General features: G+C 72.0%; 12 protein-coding genes. 3 read left to right on the forward strand and 9 right to left on the reverse strand.

Going from position 1 to position 13,809, the window contains the following annotated elements; translation table 11 throughout:
• Positions 1-11: 11 nt before the first annotated feature.
• Positions 12-1,865 carry a RiPP maturation radical SAM C-methyltransferase gene (locus KUA19_RS40670; protein WP_254550897.1) on the forward strand — a complete coding sequence of 618 codons (1,854 nt, stop codon included), beginning with the start codon at positions 12-14 and terminating at the stop codon, positions 1,863-1,865.
• 125 nt (positions 1,866-1,990) lie between these two features.
• Here the strand turns inward: KUA19_RS40670 and KUA19_RS40675 are convergent, their stop codons facing one another.
• From KUA19_RS40675 to KUA19_RS40700, 6 genes are all read right to left on the reverse strand, one after another.
• Positions 1,991-4,750 carry a DUF5682 family protein gene (locus KUA19_RS40675; RefSeq protein WP_254550898.1) on the reverse strand — a complete coding sequence of 920 codons (2,760 nt, stop codon included), beginning with the start codon at positions 4,748-4,750 and terminating at the stop codon, positions 1,991-1,993.
• 50 nt (positions 4,751-4,800) lie between these two features.
• Positions 4,801-5,913 carry an ATP-binding protein gene (locus tag KUA19_RS40680; RefSeq protein ID WP_217405140.1) on the reverse strand — a complete coding sequence of 371 codons (1,113 nt, stop codon included), beginning with the start codon at positions 5,911-5,913 and terminating at the stop codon, positions 4,801-4,803.
• Between the two features lie 11 nt (positions 5,914-5,924).
• A complete protein-coding gene (locus KUA19_RS40685; RefSeq protein ID WP_217405142.1) occupies positions 5,925-7,259 on the reverse strand; it encodes a VWA domain-containing protein in 1,335 nt (444 codons plus the stop codon).
• A complete protein-coding gene (locus tag KUA19_RS40690) occupies positions 7,256-8,635 on the reverse strand; it encodes a hypothetical protein (RefSeq protein WP_217405144.1) in 1,380 nt (459 codons plus the stop codon). The genes KUA19_RS40685 and KUA19_RS40690 overlap by 4 nt, the downstream gene beginning before the upstream one ends.
• Positions 8,635-9,138, reverse strand: coding sequence for a hypothetical protein (locus KUA19_RS40695; protein WP_308167931.1), 504 nt, complete (start codon positions 9,136-9,138; stop codon positions 8,635-8,637). Before KUA19_RS40695 ends, KUA19_RS40690 begins: the two co-directional genes overlap by 1 nt.
• A 95-nt stretch (positions 9,139-9,233) precedes the next feature.
• The gene (locus tag KUA19_RS40700) at positions 9,234-9,623 is read right to left on the reverse strand and encodes a VOC family protein (protein WP_217405147.1); all 390 of its coding nucleotides are present in this window, start codon (positions 9,621-9,623) and stop codon (positions 9,234-9,236) included.
• Between the two features lie 60 nt (positions 9,624-9,683).
• Here KUA19_RS40700 and KUA19_RS40705 point away from each other — a divergent pair, with 60 nt between their 5' ends.
• Positions 9,684-10,139, forward strand: coding sequence for a MarR family winged helix-turn-helix transcriptional regulator (locus KUA19_RS40705; protein WP_217405149.1), 456 nt, complete (start codon positions 9,684-9,686; stop codon positions 10,137-10,139).
• A 173-nt stretch (positions 10,140-10,312) separates the two neighbouring features.
• Here the strand turns inward: KUA19_RS40705 and KUA19_RS40710 are convergent, their stop codons facing one another.
• Genes KUA19_RS40710 through KUA19_RS40720 form a run of 3 tightly spaced genes read right to left on the reverse strand, consistent with a single transcriptional unit; the run spans position 10,313 to position 13,171 of the window.
• The gene (locus KUA19_RS40710; protein WP_217405151.1) at positions 10,313-11,047 is read right to left on the reverse strand and encodes an NADPH-dependent F420 reductase; all 735 of its coding nucleotides are present in this window, start codon (positions 11,045-11,047) and stop codon (positions 10,313-10,315) included.
• 35 nt (positions 11,048-11,082) lie between these two features.
• Positions 11,083-12,129, reverse strand: coding sequence for an LLM class flavin-dependent oxidoreductase (locus KUA19_RS40715; RefSeq protein ID WP_217405153.1), 1,047 nt, complete (start codon positions 12,127-12,129; stop codon positions 11,083-11,085).
• Complete coding sequence (locus KUA19_RS40720; protein ID WP_217405155.1) at positions 12,122-13,171, reverse strand: LLM class flavin-dependent oxidoreductase; 1,050 nt, start codon at positions 13,169-13,171, stop codon at positions 12,122-12,124. Before KUA19_RS40720 ends, KUA19_RS40715 begins: the two co-directional genes overlap by 8 nt.
• Before the next feature lie 92 nt (positions 13,172-13,263).
• Between KUA19_RS40720 and KUA19_RS40725 the strand changes: the two genes are divergently transcribed.
• A complete protein-coding gene (locus tag KUA19_RS40725; protein ID WP_217405157.1) occupies positions 13,264-13,749 on the forward strand; it encodes a MarR family winged helix-turn-helix transcriptional regulator in 486 nt (161 codons plus the stop codon).
• Positions 13,750-13,809: the final 60 nt, after the last annotated feature.

Raw genomic sequence — 13,809 nt, forward strand, 5'->3', positions numbered from 1 at the left:
TGATCGTGAGCATGCCGTGGGCATCGGGCACCCGGCCCAGCCTCGCCGCCGGGTTGCTGGTCGCCCGAGCGCGCCAGGCCGGTCACCACTGCGGCGCCGCGTACCCCAACCTCGACTTCGCCGCCCTGATCGGCGCCGAGCTGTACGAGACCTTCGCCGAGACCCCGGCACTGTTCCCGCTCGCCGAGCACCTGTTCGCCGCCGACCTGTTCGGCGCGCAGGCCCTCGACTCCGACCGGTTCCTCGCCGAGTCCGCCCCGGATGGCCGCTCCCTGGACCGGCTCGTCGAACTGCGCGACCGGGTGGTGCCGGCCTTCCTCGACCGCTGTGCCGCGCACCTGCTCGGCCGCGACGCCGCCGCGTACGGGTTCACCTGCGTGTTCAACCAGACCCTGGCCAGCCTCGCCGTGGCCCGCCGCCTCAAGAGGCTCGATCCGGGCCGCCTCATCCTGCTGGGCGGTTCGTGTGTCCACGACGTCATGGGTGAGGAGTACGCCGAGCGGTTCCCCGACCTGGTGGACCACGTCTTCACCGGTGAGGCGGACGAGTCCTTCCCACAGTGGCTGGACTCGCTCGCCGAGGGGGAACCAGACCGCCGGATCCCCGGCGTGACCGCCCGCGGGCTGCTGGCGTCCCGCGCCAGGCTCGTCGCAGACCTGGGCGCCGGCCCGGTACCGGACTACGACGACTACTTCACCGCGCGTGCGGCACACCCGCCGCACCAGCTACCCGCACTGGTGAACCTGCCCTACGAGTCCTCGCGTGGCTGTTGGTGGGGTGAGCGTCAACACTGCACCTTCTGCGGCCTCAACGCCCTCGGCATGACGTTCAGGACCAAACCGCCGCAGGCGGTGGCTGCCGAACTGCACGCGCTGTCGGCCCGCTACCAGGTCACGGACTTCATGGCCGCGGACAACATCCTCGACCACCACGCCTACACCGGACTGCTCACCCACCTGACCCAGCAGCCGCTGCACCTGAGCCTCTTCTACGAGCTCAAGGCGAACCTGCGCAAACGTGACACCGCCGCCCTCGCCGCGAGCGGCGTACGGTGGGTGCAGCCAGGCATCGAGAGCTTCTCCGACCACGTCCTGGCACTCATGCGCAAAGGCATCACCGCACTACGCAACGTCCAGGCCATCAAATGGCTGGCCGAGGCGGGCATCCATCCCTCCTACAACATCCTCGTCGGCTTCCCCGGCGAGACCGACGACGACTACACGCGCATGCTCGACCTGATCGGCCGGCTACGGCACCTGCCCGCTCCCGGCGGCTCGGCGACCATCGCCCAGGTGCACCGGTTCGCCCCGTTCCACACCGACCCGGCGACGTACGGAATCGACGGTGTGCGGCCCGAACCGTACTACCGGCACCTGTTCCCGCCCGGACGGGTCGACCTCGACCGTGCGGCCTACTTCTTCAGCCGCACCCTGCCTCCGCAGGCCCCCGTCCACCGCCATCTCGGCGCGCTCAACGCCGCCCTCGACAACTGGCGCCGCCACCCCGAACACGCGCACGCCCGGCTCGGCGCCGGCTTCGTGGCCGTCACCCGTGACAGCGCGACCGAGACGCTCGATCTGCTGTCCAGCGCCGTCTACGTCCTCGCCGACCGGCTGACCACACCCGAGCGGATCACCGAACGCGCCGCGCCGCTCGGCGACGCCGCCGCGGTCCGCAGTGCCATCACCGTCCTATGCGAACGCCGCCTGCTCGCCGCCGACGACGGTCATGTCCTGGCGCTGCTGCCCTACCGGTCGTTCACCAGCCCCGAGCTGCTCGACGGCTGGCTGCGACGATGGGCGAGCATCACCACTGAGCTCCACCAGGAACATCAGCGACTCCGACACCCGGCATCCGATCAGTGAACGCCACGATGACGGTGACTCCGAGCGTGCCCTGCCACAGGTTGATGATCAACCGCGACGGGGCGGCCGCCATGGGTGACGCCGGTCCGCATCCGTTCATCGCGGATGCGGACCGGTGACATCCGTCAGGCTGCCCCGATGGCCAGCGCGAGCGCGGCGGCCGTCTCCGGATGGCGGTCGAACAGGTCGTACACAGGTCCGCCCACCGGGGCCAATGTCGTCGCGGTCCACTCGCCTTCACAGCCGAGCACGGCCGCCAACGCGTCCGTCGCTTCCGGACGGGCCACCAGCAGGCCGGGGACCGGCCCCGCGACCGCCGCGCCCGCTTGCGCCGCCCCGACCGCCACCTCGGCAGTCGCCGACCAGGGCGGGGTCCAGGTGTCGAGGGCGGCGAGGCTGCCGGGGAACATGCGACCGGCCTCGCGAGCCAGCAGGGCGACGTGGTCGCCGCCCTCCTTGCGCAGCGTGGTGATCAGTGTCGGCAGCCAGGGCAGCAGGATCGGGTCGGGCAGCCGCGCGAACGCCTGCGAGATCACCTCGACCACGAACCCGGTCAGCGCCGGAACCGGCTCCAGCGCCTGCACGAATCCGCTCAGATAGTGCGGGTACGCGGGCAGGACGAGGGGGTTGTCCAGCAGCTGCCCGGTCCGTTCCCGCAGCTCGGCACGGGTCAGGATGCCGAGCTGGTGCTGGGCCGCCCACAACAGCGCGGTCTTGGCGGGCGTGGTCGGGTGCGACTGCGCCACGGCCAGTTCCAGCTGTGCCCGGTCGCAGCCCAGCGACAGGGCCAGGCTCTCCATGCTGAACAGGAAGCCCAGCATCGCCGCGACCTGCCGGGTGCCGGACTCGGCGTCGACGAAGGCGTTGGGCAGCAGGGTGCAGTAGTGGGCGTACCCGGCCTTGACGAACGACTCCAGCCAGCCGGGCAGCACCGGCTCGGTGGCGCGGTAGTGGGCCAGCAGCCGCCGGGCCCGCCGCAGCACCTCCGGCGCGTCGTCCACGGTGCGTTCCGCCGCGAGCAGGTCGACCGCCCGCGCGCCCAGTTCGTCGGCGAAGCGGCGGCTGCGCAGGTAGAGCGTGGCGTCCTCGACCGCGCCGAGGGCGACCGCCGCGGTGGCCTGCGGGCCCCAGACGGCGCGGCGCAGCCGCTGTTCGAGCACCTGCTCGACGGTGATGCCCTCATAGCCGAGTTCGATCAGTTCGCGCTGGTGGGTGCCGAGCGCCAGGTCCCACGACTCCTGGATCGGCTTCTCGCCCAGCCGCCGCTCGCCCATGATCGGGCGTACGGCGCTGTGCGGCAGCAGATAGCGCAGGATCCACAACAGATCCGAGCACCTGGCCAGGGCCGGGTCACCGGCGATGTCGAGCAGGGCCCGCTGCACACCGCGCTGCTCCAGCCTGAGGTTCAGCGGGGTGAGGCGGTCGTGCACGTCGCGGGCCAGCGGCGGCAGCGACTCGTAGCCGACCTGGCCGATCCGGTCGCCGCCGAGCATGATCTCGCAGAGCCGCCGCACGTCGCGCCGACCGGGGACGCTCTCCTTCTCGATGCAGGTGACGGCGGCGTCCTGGAAGTCGTACGGCGTGGGCCGGGCCCGCCCGCGCATCCCCGCGAGCAGGATCGACGTCTCGAACACCGCGATGGCGTCGGCCGTGCTGGACAGGTAGCCGTTGCGCCGGGCCAGCCGCACGATCTCGACCGACCAGCCGAGCAGCTCGTCCTCGTCGAGCGCGTCGAGCACCGGCGGGCGGGCCAGGAACCCCGACAGCCGGTCGGCGACCTGCCGCGCCCGCGGCGACACGACCGCCGCCGCCTTGGCCTTCTTCTTCCCGGCCGCGCTGCTGCCCTGCTGCCCTTCCAGCCGGTACGGCACGACTCCGGTGCGGGTCACCGACTTGGCGAACACCGCCGCCGCGATCGACACCGAACCCGAGGCCAGCCCGAACTGGGCCTCGATCGCGGAGTGGCTGGACGGGATCAGGCCGTAGTGCCACTTGGTGGCGGTGCGGGGGCTGATCTCGTACGAGTCGTCGCCGTGCAGGCCGAACTCGGCCACGTGGCTGGCGGCGTGGAACGCGCCGCAGACGTAGAGGCAGTCGCCGCTGTCGGCGCCGGAGGCGGCCAGGTGCTGGCGCATCCGGGTCCACATGTAGCGCTCGCGCTCCTCGTCGGCGGCGACCCGGTCGTGCGCGCCGGGGGCCAGCCGCCGGAACAGGCTGCCGATCAGGACCATGACCTGCCGGTACGTGTCGTAGTCGGCATCACCCAACGGCTGCTCGACGTACTGGTCCCACCACTCCGACCAGTGCCGCACCTTGCCGTGGTGCAGCAGGTGCTGCTCCAGCTCGGAAAAGCGCGGCCGCAGGTCGCCGATCTCGACGCCGACGGCGTCGCCGTGCAGCTCGGCGCCCTCGACCGGCTCGCCCTCGACCGGTTCGGCGGGGGCGACGCCCTCGGCGGCCTTGTCCTTACGCGGCTGCCACTGGAACACGTGGTCGGTGGACCGGTCGACGAGCACCAGCTCGACCCCGGGCGTGTCCAGCGCGTACGCGATGGCCTGGTATTCGGCCGACGCCTCGGTGATCGGCGCGACCACCGACAGCGGCGACCACTCCTGCGGGAAGCCGTCCAGTTCGGACGCGAACGCCTGCACCGCCACCGGCAGCCTGCAGTTGCGCAGCTCGGTGAGCAGCGGCGTCATGTCCTCGCACAGCTCCAGGTAGATGACCTTGGGCTGCTTCTCGCGCAGCCGCCGGGCCATCGCGATCGCCGAGGCGGGCGAGTGGTGACAGACCGGGAAGATCTCCAGCGGTTCGGCCAGTGCCCGGCCGACGTCGTCGACGATGCCGGACAGGATCCCGGACAGCGCGTCCGGCCCGTCCGACATCGCGGCGGCGGCGTCGAGCAGCTGCGAGCGCAGCCCGTCGAAGGCGGCGGTCACGACAGGGTCTTGATGGCCTCGCGGCCACCCTCGAGGAACTGCGGCCACAGGCCGCCTTCGGCCTTGCTGCGCGGCTCGACCACGCCGTGCCAGTACTTGTTGAGGATGGCCAGGTCCTCCGGGGTGCGCCGGGCCAGCGAGCCGACCAGCGAACCGGCCAGGGTCTGCGGCTGCAGGGACCGGTCGCCGAAGAAGTTGCTGTGCAGGATGGCGTCCTCCAGTACGCCGATCTGCTCGGCGGTCGACAGCGCCGACTCCAGCTTCTCGTCGTCGCTGCCCGCCGACGCGGCGGCGGCGCGCAGGTCGGCGAAGCTCTGCAGCAGGATGTCCAGCAGCGTCGGCGGCACGTCCAGCTCGATCTGGTGACGGCGCAGCAGCTCGACGGTACGGAACCGGACGATCTCGGCCTCGCTCTTCTTGTTGGTCACCACCGGGATGCGGACGAAGTTGAACCGCCGCTTGAGCGCCGAGGACAGGTCGTTGACGCCCCGGTCGCGGCTGTTGGCGGTGGCGATGATGGAGAAGCCCGGCTTGGCGAAGACGATGTTGTCGTCGTCGAGTTCGGGGATGGAGACGTACTTCTCGGACAGGATCGAGATCAGGGCGTCCTGGACGTCGCTGGTGGAACGGGTCAGCTCCTCGAACCGGCCGATCACCCCGTGCTCCATCGCCGTCATGATCGGCGACGGGATCATCGAGGCCCGGGACTGGCCGTTGGCGATGACCGCCGACACGTTCCACGAGTACTTGATGTGGTCCTCGGTGGTGCCCGCGGTGCCCTGCACGACCAGGGTCGAGTTGCGGCAGATCGCGGCGGCCAGCAGCTCGGCCAGCCAGCTCTTGCCGGTGCCCGGGTCGCCGATGAGCAGCAGGCCCCGGTCGGAGGCCAGGGTGACGATGGCGCGCTCGACGAAGCTGCGGTCGCCGAACCACTTCTGCGGGACCGCACGGTCCAGGCCGTCGGCGCGCTCGGAGCCGAGAATGAACAGGCGCACCATGCGCGGGGACAGCCGCCACGAGAACGGCTTCGGACCGGTGTCGATCGACTCCAGCCAGTCGAGTTCCTCGGCGTACTTGACTTCGGCGGGGGCGCGCAGCATGTCGGTCATGGGTCGTTCTCCTAGGCGAGGAAGTTCTTGAGTTCGAACACGAGCTTGCTGATGTGGCCGGAGATCACCGGCGTGCCGAGGTCCTTGAACCGCTGCCGGAACCACGGGTTGACGATGCCCTGGCCGGAGCTGGTCACCGAGCCGACGGGGATGAACTTCACGCCGGAGCGGTGCACGGCCACGATGCTGTCGTACAGCGGTTGGGAGCGGTCGAACTCGTAGAAGTCCGAGATCCACACCATGGCCGTGTTACGCGGTTCGGAGATCTTCGGGCGGGCCATCGCCATCGCGATCGGGCCGTCGTTGCCGCCGCCCAGCTTGGTCCGCAGCAGCACCTCGAACGGGTCGTGCACCCACGGGGTGAGGTCGATGGCCCTGGTGTCGTACGCGATCAGATGCACGTCGACCTTGGGCAGCCCGGCGAAGATCGAGGCGAGGATGGTGCAGTTGACCATCGAGTCGAGCATCGACCCGGACTGGTCCACCACCACGATCAGCCGCGACGGCGTCGTCTTGCTGGCGGTGTGGCGGTAGAACAACCTGTCCACGTAGAGCTTCTGGTCCTCGGGGCTCCAGTTGGTCAGGTTCTTCCAGATGGTGCGGTCGAGGTCCAGGTTGCGGAACACGCGCTTGGGCGGGACGCTGCGGTCGATCGTCCCCACCGCCGTCCGCTCCACCTGCGTACGCAGCACCGCCGCGACCTCGTCCACGAACCGCCGGATCAGCGACTTCGCGTTGGCCAGCGCCACCCCGGACAGATTCGACTTGTCCCGCAGCAGCTGCTCGATCAGCGACATGCTCGGGGTGAGCTGTGCGGCCAGCTTCGGATCGGCCAGCACCTCCCGCAGCTGCATCCGGCTCACCAGGTCGCCTTCCAGCTCGCCGAGGGTCGCGCCCATACCGGCGCCGTCCGGGCCGTTGCCGGCTCCCCGGCCGGTGCGGCGCAGGCTGCCCGGTTCCTGGCCCAGGGCCCGCTCCAGCCAGCCCGCGTCGGACTGCCAGCGGGCCAACTGGGTCGCCGACACCGATCCTGAGCCGGTGTCGAACACGTTGAGCAGCAGCTTGGCCGCGAGCGCGGCCCGGCGCACCTCGGCGGCGCCGTCGCGCTCGCCGTCGGTGGTCTCCGGCTGCATCAGACCGTCGAGCTCGACGGCCAGGTCCGGGAAGCGCTGCACGATGGTGTCGACCGACACCTGCGGGTCGAGCAGGGCCGCGGGCAGGCCGATGTCCTCGATGACGGCCAGGCTGGCCTGCTCCAGGGTGGCCTGCTCCTCGCGGCTGAACAGCCGCGCGATGAGTCGCCAGTAGAGGACCTGGCGGCGGTTGAGGTCGGAGTCGGTGGTCATCGCCGCAGCAGCCTTCCCGCGCGTTCGCGCAGCACCTTCACCGCGTCGGCGGCGGCCGCCTCGACCTTGGTCCCAGCCGCGTCGGTGGCGCCGCCCGCCCAGGCACCGGCGTGCACGGCGGTGGTCTTGCGCTTGACCGGCGCCTCCACGGCGATCGGCTGGACCGTCCAGCGGCCGTCCCAGCGCAGCAGGCCCAGGCAGGCGGTTGACGCGGCGACCAGTTCGGGGGTGAGCGGTCCGGCGTTGTGCATCCGGTCGGTGTCGACGGCCAGTTCCACGCCCGGCAGGGCGAGGGTGACGCCGTCGTCGGCGGTGGTGCTGGCGTAGCCCTCGAGGAGGACAGGTTCGGCGATGCGGACCGGGTGCCGCTCCAGCGGCGGGACCGGCGTCGCGACGGCAGTGGCGAGCCGCACCCGGGCGGTGGCGAAGGCGTCGGCCGGCGCGCCCATGACCGCGTACGCGTCGGACCACAGCAGGTCGCCGCCTGCCGTGACCGGCATGTCGGTCAGCTCCATCGCCCGCTGCTCGGAGACGGCCGCCAGCAGCGCGCAGTGCCCGCGCAGCAGCTGCCACGTGCCGGGACCGACGAGGGTGTCGACCTTCGGCGCGGACACGCTCGCCCGCACCAGCCGGGCGCCGTCGGCGGTCTCCAGCACCGCGTGCACCTGCGCCTGTACGGCGGTCGGGTGCTCCTGCAGGTCGATGCCGAGCGGCAGCAGCCGCCCGGAGACGGTGCCGCGGGACGTCGGCGCGAGCGCGCCCGGCTGTGCGAGCAGCACGGCCCGCGACCACAGGTCGGCCCAGCGGCGCACCGGCACCCGGGGCATCGTCGCACCGGGCGCGCAGGCGCGCAGCTCGCCCGCGAAGCCGTCCAGCAGCACGCCGAGGCGGCGCAGCGACGGGTCGGCCAGCAGCGCCTGCACCACCTGGTCGGCGTGCGACACCAAGTCGTGGTCGAGGCCGCGCCAGCCCGCGATGGCCAGTTCGGACAGCCAGGACCGGGCCGCGGCCAGCAGGTTCTCGCCGCCGGGTGCGGGCTCGGTCGCCCCGGACCAGGTCTGCCGGGTACGACCCGACGCCTCGTCCAGCCGCGACAGCAGCTCATCGTGGCAGGCGCCCAGCAGGGCCGAGCGGGCCGCGACCAGCGCCGCCAGGTGCTCGTCGGAGATCGAGCCCGCGACCGTCTTCTCCACCGCCTCGGCGACCCGGCCGGACAGCGGTGTGCCCGCCACCGCGGCGGCCAGCGCGTGCAGTGCCGCGATCTCTTCCGCGCCGGGCCGCAGCAGGCCCGGCACCAGGGCGCCGTCGAACCCGGCGACCACCTCGTACGCCTCGGCGACGCCGTCTCCGGGCGTGGCCAGCAGATCGAACCGCATCAGCGCACCGCCCCGCCCGCCGGGAACCAGTGCATCTCGGTCACCGGCTCGGTCGACGCGGCCAGCTCCAGGTAGGCCAGGTGCCGCAGGAATCGGGCGAACACCGGCGCGCCCGCCGACGCCGAGTGCTTGGCGTTGACGGCGTTGAGCACGTCCCCGCCGGTCGACGCGCTGTCGGCGACGTCGGCGCGCAGGTAGCGGGCGACGCGGGCGACGCCGTACTGCAGCACCGCCTCATCGGCCAGCGCCCGCAGGTGGTTGCAGCCGCCGGGTCGGATGCCGCCGCAGGGGCGGTTGTTGTTGGTGCTGCAGTGGAACGTGTGGTCGGCGGCGGACAGCGATGAGACGTACACCCGCTCGATGTCCGAACCGCTCGACACGACCCCCTGCAGGCGGCCGTCGGCCAGCTCCACGAACGGCACCTTGGCCAGCTTGCGCGGCCGGGCCGGGGCGACGACCCGTGCGCAGCTGCGCCGCTCGAACGGTGTCAGGGCAGCATTCACCCGCATTCACCTCCTCGTCGGTGTTTCCACCGGCCGAGATCGGCTGCGGCGGCGCGGTGAAAGTACCGTCGCCGCCCGACACTTTCCACTCGGGATCAGTACGACTGCAGCTCGATCAGCACACCCTCGGGATCGCGCAGGTGCGCCGTACGCAGTCCTGGGCCCCATTCGGGCCGGTCGGCCGGTGCCGCGACGAGGGTCGCGCCGTGTCCGAGGCACAGCCGGGTGCCCGCGTCGACGTCACCCACCCGGCAGACCAGCATGACCGCGCCGGTCGCGCCGGTCTCGTCACCGACGACCGAGGCCATCCCCTGTCGGTCGAACAGCGACAGCAGGCCCTGACCGTCGACGTCCCAGCCGGCGTACGGCCCGCCCGGTCCGCCCGCGGCCAGTTTCGCGCCCGCCAGCTCGGGCAGCACCGCCTCGTAGAAGCCGAACGCGGCGGAAAAGTCGGTGACCAGCAGGCGGGGGTGCAGTGCGTCCATGACACGCTCCATAATTAGTGGGTGTGCACCCACTATAGGTTCTCCCCTACAATTGGCGCCATGGAGGATCCCCGCGACCCGCCGCCCACCCTGACGTCCATCGACAGCTATCTGCTTTCGCTGACCGGCAAGGCCGGGCGCAACCGCATCGCCGATCGACTCGCCGCCCGCGGCCTGCGGCTGTGGCACATGGCCGTGCTCGCCGCGCTCGCCGACTTCGGCCCGCACGCCCAGCGGGACCTGAGCGCCCGGCTGGGCGTGGACCCCAGCGACATGGCCAAGATCGTCGACCAGCTCGCCGACGGCGGCCATGTGGCGCGCACCCGGGACGCCGCCGATCGGCGGCGCGTGCTCATCGACATCGCAGACCAGGGCCGCATCCTGCTGCGGGACCTGATGCGCGACGCCGCTGAGGTGGATCGGCTGCTGCTGGCCGCGCTGACCCCGGCCGAGCAGGCCCGGTTCCACACCCTGCTGCTCAAGGTCTTCACCGCCGTCCGGGCCACACCGGACTGAACCCGCCGTCCCCCGCGCCGGCGGAATGGCGCCATCCCGCCGCACCCTCCAGACCCGCCTGGTGGACCATGTCCGGTATGGACCAGCCCCGCTGGATCCGCCGCCGCCCCGCGTTGCGCGGTCTGGCCCGCAACCCGGCCGCACCGGCCCCGGTCGCGGTTCCCGAGGTTCGGTCAGGCGCCGCCCGGGGGCGAGGTCGCCTGCCCCGGTGCCCCGGCGCGGGCGGCCGCCACCGATCGGCCCAGCTCCGACGACGAGAACCGGTCGAGGCGGGCGCGCACCTCGGCGGCGCCGACGGCGGCGCCGAACAACTCGGTTCCCGGCCCGAACCGGACACCCTCGGCCAGCGGTCCGGCGCTGACCGGGTCGAAGCCGAGCGCGTCCACCAGGTCGCGGGCGTCGGCCACGGCGGCGGGATCGTCGCCCGCGACGGCGATCGCGACGCGCCCGGCGGCACCGGCCGGCCGGGCCTGCTCCTCCAGGTCGTGATAGCCGAGATGGTTGAACGCCTTCACGACCCGCGCCCCGGGCAGGAACGCCTGCACGATCTCGCTGGACGAGGTCCGCGGATCGGTGAGGTCGGCCCGGACGCCGTCGACCTCCCACCAGTAGTTCATCGCGTCGACGACGACCTTGCCGCGCAGCACGTCCGCCGGGATCGTGCGGTATCTGCCGAGCGGCAGGGCCAGCACCACGATGTCGGCGCGGCCCGCCGCCTCGGCGGCGGTCACGGCCGTCGCGCCCGGGGTCAGCACCTCTACCGTCAGCGCGATCCTGGCAGGGTCGCCGGACCCCGCGATGAGCACCCGGTATCCGGTGGCCAGCGCGAGCCGGGCCAGCACGGTGCCGACCTTGCCCGCGCCGAGGATGCCGACGGTCCGCCGACCGTCGGAGTCGGTGTGGTTCATGGATCTCCGTTCGCTGAGGGGGCGGCCGGGCCGGGTCAACCGGCGAGCAGGTCGCGGACCATGGGTATCACCTTGGCGCCGAACAGTTCCACCGCCCGCAGGCGGGCACTGACCGGCTGCGATCCGGCGGTGTAGATGAGGTCGAACCTGCCGACGCCCACGTCGCGGACGGTGCGGGCGATCCGGCGGGCGACGGTGTCGGGTGAGCCGACGTAGAGCGACCCGTGCTCGACCTCGGCGTCGAACTCCTCGCGGCGGATCGGCGGCCAGCCGCGCAGGGCTCCGATCCGGTCGCGGATGACCCGGTAGTGCGGCCAGAAGATCCGCTTGGCCTCGTCGTCGGTGTCGGCGACGAAGCCCGGCGAGTGCATGCCGACCGGGTGCGCGGTCGTGCCGAACTGAGCGGCGGCCCGCCGGTAGAGGTCGAGGTAGGGCGCGAACCGCTCGGGCCGGCCGCCGATGATCGCGAGCATGAGCGGCAGGCCGTGGCGGGCGGTGCGGATCACCGACTGCGGCGATCCGCCGACCCCGACCCAGGTGCGCAGGCGCCCCGACTCGGTCTTCGGGAAGACGTCGGCCTCGCGCAGCGGCGGGCGCATGGTGCCGCTCCAGGTGACCGGTTTCTCGTCCAGCAGCCGTACGAACAGGTCGAGCTTCTCCTCGAACAGCACGTCGTAGTCGGCCAGGTCGTACCCGAACAGCGGGAATGATTCGGTGAACGAGCCGCGGCCGAGGATGACCTCGGCTCGGCCGCGCGACAGGGCGTCGACGGTGGCGAAGCGCTGGAACACCCGGACTGGGTCGTCGGAGCTGAGCACGGTCACGCCAGAGGCCAGCCGGATGCGGGCGGTGCGGGTGGCGATCCCGGCGAGCACCGTCTCCGGGCTGGAGACGGAGTATTCGGGGCGGTGGTGCTCGCCGAGGGCGAAGACGTCGACGCCCAGGTCGTCGGCCAGGGCCGCCTCGTCCACCACCTGCCGGATGGCGGCGGCGTGGGAGACGAGGCGGCCGGAGTCGTCCTCGGGCACGTCGCCGAAGGTGTCGAGGCCGAACTCGAGGTCGTCGGAGTGCAGGTCAGACATGGGAGGGCTCCTTCGCGAGCAGTTCCCGGACCCGTGGTGCCACTTCGCGGCCGAGCAGTTCGATGGTGCGGGCGCGGGCGGCGCGGGGCAGGCGCATGATGTCGTATTTGAGGTCGAAGCGGCTGAGCCGCAGGTCACGGGCGACCGTGGCGATCTTGCGGGCGACGGTCTCGGGTGAGCCGACGAACAGCGCCCCGTGGTCGAGTTCTGCCTGGTATCGCTGCCGGTCGGCGGCGTAGAAGCCGCGTTCGCGGCCCAGCGCCGCCACGACCGGCTGCCAGTAGCGCCACCAGGTTTCGACGGCTTCCTCATCCGTGTCGGCGACCAGGCCGAGCGAGTGCTGGCCGACCGGCAGCACCGGGTGGCCGAACTGCTCGAGCGCGCGCCGGTACAGCTCGACGTGGCCGGTGAAGCGCTGCGGGCGGCCGCCGATGACCGCGAGCAGGAGCGGCAGGCCGTGCCGCGCGGCGCGGAGCACCGAGTTCGGGCTGCCGCCGACGCCGATCCAGGTCGGGATGCCGCCGGGACGCATCCGGGGGTGCGGGGTGTGCCCGACCAGCGGGGTGCGTACGGTGCCCGACCAGGTGACCGACTCCTCGCGCCGCAGGCGCAGGAACAGGTCGAGCTTCTCCTCGAACAGCCGCTCGTAGTCGGCCAGGTCGTAGCCGAACAGCTGGAACGACTCGGTGGCCGAGGCCCGGCCGAGCACGAGCTGGGCACGGCCGCCGGAGACGGCGTCGAGGGTCGAGAACTCGTGGTAGAGCCGCAGCGGGTCGTTCGTGCTCAGGACGGTGACCGAGGTGCCGAGCCGGATGTGCTCGGTCGCGGTGGCCATCGCCGCGAGCAGCACCGGGGTGGCGGAGTCGTTGTGCCCGGGGCGGTAGTGCTCGCCGACGCTGAAGACGTCGAGCCCCACCGACTCGGCCAGCCGGGCCTCCTCGACGAGCAGCCGGATCGTCTCGGCGTCGCTCAGTTCGCGGTCGCCGTCGGTGGCGACCTCCCCGAACGAGTTGAGTCCCAGTTCGAAGCGTTCGTTCGTCATGGTCTCCTCCTGCCCTGGTAACCAGCGGCCCCAGACAATTGACATGTCAAGTATGTGCACCGTTATGATTGACATGTCAAGGAGAGGGCGCGATGACGGAGAACACACCGCGACGCACGGGACGCCGGCTGCCGACCACGGAGCAGCTGCGCATCTGGCGCGACTTCATCGAGACCACCGAGGCGCTCCGGTCGGAGCTGTCCTCGCGGCTGCAGCGAGACAGCGGGCTCTCGCCGGGCGACTACGCCGTGCTGCTCGCGCTCAGCGAGGCGCCCGAGCAGCGGCAGCGCTCCTCGGACCTGGCTGCGGGAATCGGCTGGGAACGCAGCCGCCTGTCACACCATCTGGGCCGGATGGAGCGGCGCGGACTGATCCGCCGCGAGGACTGCGCCACCGACAGCCGGGGCGCGGAGATCGTACTCGCCCCGGACGGGGCGAAGGCCTTCCACAGCGCGACCGTCCCGCACCTGCGCACCATCCGCGAGCTGTTCGTGGACACGCTCACCCCGCAACAGCTCTCGGCGGCGGGTGAGATCGCCGCGGCGCTGCGGGCGCGTCTGAGCACCCGTGAACCGTGAACCGTGAAAAGGACGGTGCCCGCCACCGACCACAGGTCGGCGACGGGCACCGTCACCCGG

This window comes from Catellatospora tritici, assembly GCF_019083965.1.
Classification (GTDB): Bacteria; Actinomycetota; Actinomycetes; order Mycobacteriales; family Micromonosporaceae; genus Catellatospora; species Catellatospora tritici.

Excerpts from the sequence above, each read along its gene's own strand:
- KUA19_RS40690 (WP_217405144.1), bottom strand. The coding sequence starts at position 8,635 with ATGCGGTTCGATCTGCTGGCCACGCCCGGAGACGGCGTCGCCGAGGCG.
- KUA19_RS40675 (WP_254550898.1), bottom strand. The coding sequence starts at position 4,750 with ATGTCGGACGGGCCGGACGCGCTGTCCGGGATCCTGTCCGGCATCGTC.
- KUA19_RS40685 (WP_217405142.1), bottom strand. The coding sequence starts at position 7,259 with ATGACCACCGACTCCGACCTCAACCGCCGCCAGGTCCTCTACTGGCGA.
- KUA19_RS40705 (WP_217405149.1), top strand. The coding sequence starts at position 9,684 with ATGGAGGATCCCCGCGACCCGCCGCCCACCCTGACGTCCATCGACAGC.
- KUA19_RS40725 (WP_217405157.1), top strand. The coding sequence starts at position 13,264 with ATGACGGAGAACACACCGCGACGCACGGGACGCCGGCTGCCGACCACG.
- KUA19_RS40720 (WP_217405155.1), bottom strand. The coding sequence starts at position 13,171 with ATGACGAACGAACGCTTCGAACTGGGACTCAACTCGTTCGGGGAGGTC.
- KUA19_RS40670 (WP_254550897.1), top strand. The coding sequence starts at position 12 with ATGCCGTGGGCATCGGGCACCCGGCCCAGCCTCGCCGCCGGGTTGCTG.
- KUA19_RS40680 (WP_217405140.1), bottom strand. The coding sequence starts at position 5,913 with ATGACCGACATGCTGCGCGCCCCCGCCGAAGTCAAGTACGCCGAGGAA.
- KUA19_RS40700 (WP_217405147.1), bottom strand. The coding sequence starts at position 9,623 with ATGGACGCACTGCACCCCCGCCTGCTGGTCACCGACTTTTCCGCCGCG.
- KUA19_RS40715 (WP_217405153.1), bottom strand. The coding sequence starts at position 12,129 with ATGTCTGACCTGCACTCCGACGACCTCGAGTTCGGCCTCGACACCTTC.
- KUA19_RS40710 (WP_217405151.1), bottom strand. The coding sequence starts at position 11,047 with ATGAACCACACCGACTCCGACGGTCGGCGGACCGTCGGCATCCTCGGC.